Source organism: Mesorhizobium sp. M7D.F.Ca.US.004.03.1.1 (assembly GCF_003998635.1).
Lineage (GTDB): Bacteria > Pseudomonadota > Alphaproteobacteria > Rhizobiales > Rhizobiaceae > Mesorhizobium > Mesorhizobium loti.
Genome location: NZ_RZQG01000961.1, coordinates 1 through 2105, shown reverse-complemented (window position 1 = coordinate 2105; position 2105 = coordinate 1). Strand labels below are relative to the sequence as shown.

The following is a 2105-nucleotide window of genomic DNA, read 5'->3' as shown; positions in this document are numbered from 1 at the left end:
TTCCACGAGGCGCTGAACATGGCCGCGATCTGGAAGCTGCCGGTGATCTTCGTGTGCGAGAACAACGGCTACGGCATGTCGACATCGACGGCCCGCTCGACCGCCGTCAAGAACATCGCCGAACGCGCCGCCGCCTATTCGATGCCGGGCGTCATCGTCAACGGCAACATCTTCTCCGAGGTCGCCGAGGCGTCGCATCAGGCCGTCGCCCGAGCCCGCGCGGGTGAGGGGCCGACGCTGATCGAGTCCAAGACCTATCGCCATCGCGGCCATTCCAAGAGCGACCGCAATCGCTATCGCACCAAGGAGGAGATCGAGGACTGGATGTCGAACCGCGACCCGATCACCCTGTTTGAAAGCGAGCTCAGGGAATTCGGGTTCATCGACAACAAGGGCATCGAGGCCATTCGCGACGCCGTGGCGCAAGAGATCGCCGACGGCATCGAGTTCGCCAAGGCGAGCCCGTCGCCTGACGTTCGCGACACCGGCAATTATGTCTATACGGAGCAGGCGTGATGGACGCGATGGTGCGTGAACTGAGCTACGCCCAGGCGATCCAGGAGGCCATGTCGATCGCCATGGACATGGACGAACGCGTCTTCCTGATGGGTGAGGATATCGGCGTCTATGGCGGCGCCTTCCAGGTGACCGGCGATCTGGTCGAGCGTTTCGGTACCGAGCGGGTGATCGACACGCCGATTTCGGAACTGGGCGGGGCGGGCGTCGCCGTCGGTGCCGCGCTCACCGGCATGCGGCCGATCTTCGAATTCCAGTTTTCCGATTTCGCAACGCTGGCCATGGAGCAGATCGTCAACCAGGCGGCCAAGATGCGCTTCATGCTGGGCGGCGAGGTTTCGGTTCCGGTGGTGATGCGCTTTCCCGCCGGTTCCGGCACCGGTGCGGCGGCCCAGCACAGCCAGAGCCTGGAGGCCTGGCTCGGCCACGTGCCGGGTCTGAAAGTCATCCAGCCGGCGACGCCCTATGATGCCAAGGGCATGCTTTTGGCGGCGGTCGCCGATCCCGATCCGGTGATGATCTTCGAGCACAAGCTGCTCTACAAGATGAAGGGCCCGGTGCCCGAAGGCTATTACACCGTGCCGATCGGCAAGGCAGATATCCGCCGCAAGGGCCGCGACCTGACCATCGTCGCCACCTCGATCATGGTGCAGAAGGCGCTCGACGCCGCAGCCGTGCTGGAGAGCGAAGGCATCGATGTCGAAGTCGTCGATCTGCGAACGATCCGGCCGATGGACAAGCAGACGGTCATCGACAGCGTCAAGAAGACGTCGCGGCTGATGTGCGTCTACGAAGCGGTCAAGACGCTGGGCATCGGCGCCGAAGTCAGCGCCATGATCGCCGAGAGCGAAGCGTTCGACTATCTCGATGCGCCGATCGTGCGGCTGGGCGGCGCCGAAACGCCGATCCCCTACAATCCGGAACTCGAGAAAGCGACGGTGCCGCAAATTCCCGACATCATCACCGCCGCGCGCGACCTTGTGAAAGGGGTCCGCTAGCCCATGCCGACCGAAGTCATTCTTCCCAAGGTCGACATGGACATGGCGACCGGACAGATCTCACGCTGGTTTGCCGAGGAAGGCGCGCACGTCAAGAAGGGCGATGTGCTGTTCGAGATCGAAACCGACAAGGCGGCGATGGAGATCGACGCGCCGGCCAGCGGCGTCTTGCGCGACGTCACTGGCAAAGAGGGGGTAGACATTGCTGTCGGTGCTGCCGTGGCGTGGATTTATGCCGACGGTGAAAGCTATGCGCCAATCTCCCCCCTCGAGGGGGAGATGTCGGCGAAGTCGACAGAGGGGGTCGCTTCAGAAGGCACTGCCTTTGCGCCGAGTCCGGTCGAACCGACCCCACCCGACCGGCCCTTGGCCGGCCACCCTCCCCTCAAGGGGGAGGGGGAAACCCGCGCGACACCTTTGGCGCGGCGCCTTGCCCGTGAGGCGGGCATCGTTCTTTCCAACATATCAGGCACAGGCCCATACGGCCGCGTGGTCAAGGCGGACATCGACGCCGCACTTTCCTCCCCCCTTGAGGGGGAGGTGTCCGCGAAGCGGACGGAGGGGGTCGCCTCAGAAGGCACCACCTTCGCG

At 64.2% G+C, this 2105-nt stretch carries 3 protein-coding genes; all 3 read left to right on the top strand.

What is annotated here, in order from left to right; genetic code table 11:
• Positions 1-516 (top strand): thiamine pyrophosphate-dependent enzyme (locus EN935_RS32485; RefSeq protein ID WP_245469068.1); only part of this gene is annotated, 516 nt, incomplete at its 5' end.
• Positions 516-1514: an alpha-ketoacid dehydrogenase subunit beta gene (locus tag EN935_RS32480; RefSeq protein ID WP_127266198.1), complete on the top strand. Its 999-nt coding sequence runs from the start codon at positions 516-518 to the stop codon at positions 1512-1514. The genes EN935_RS32485 and EN935_RS32480, both read left to right, overlap by 1 nt.
• A gap of 3 nt (positions 1515-1517) precedes the next feature.
• The coding region (locus EN935_RS32475) for a biotin/lipoyl-containing protein (protein ID WP_164771550.1) at positions 1518-2105 on the top strand (588 nt) is incomplete at its 3' end.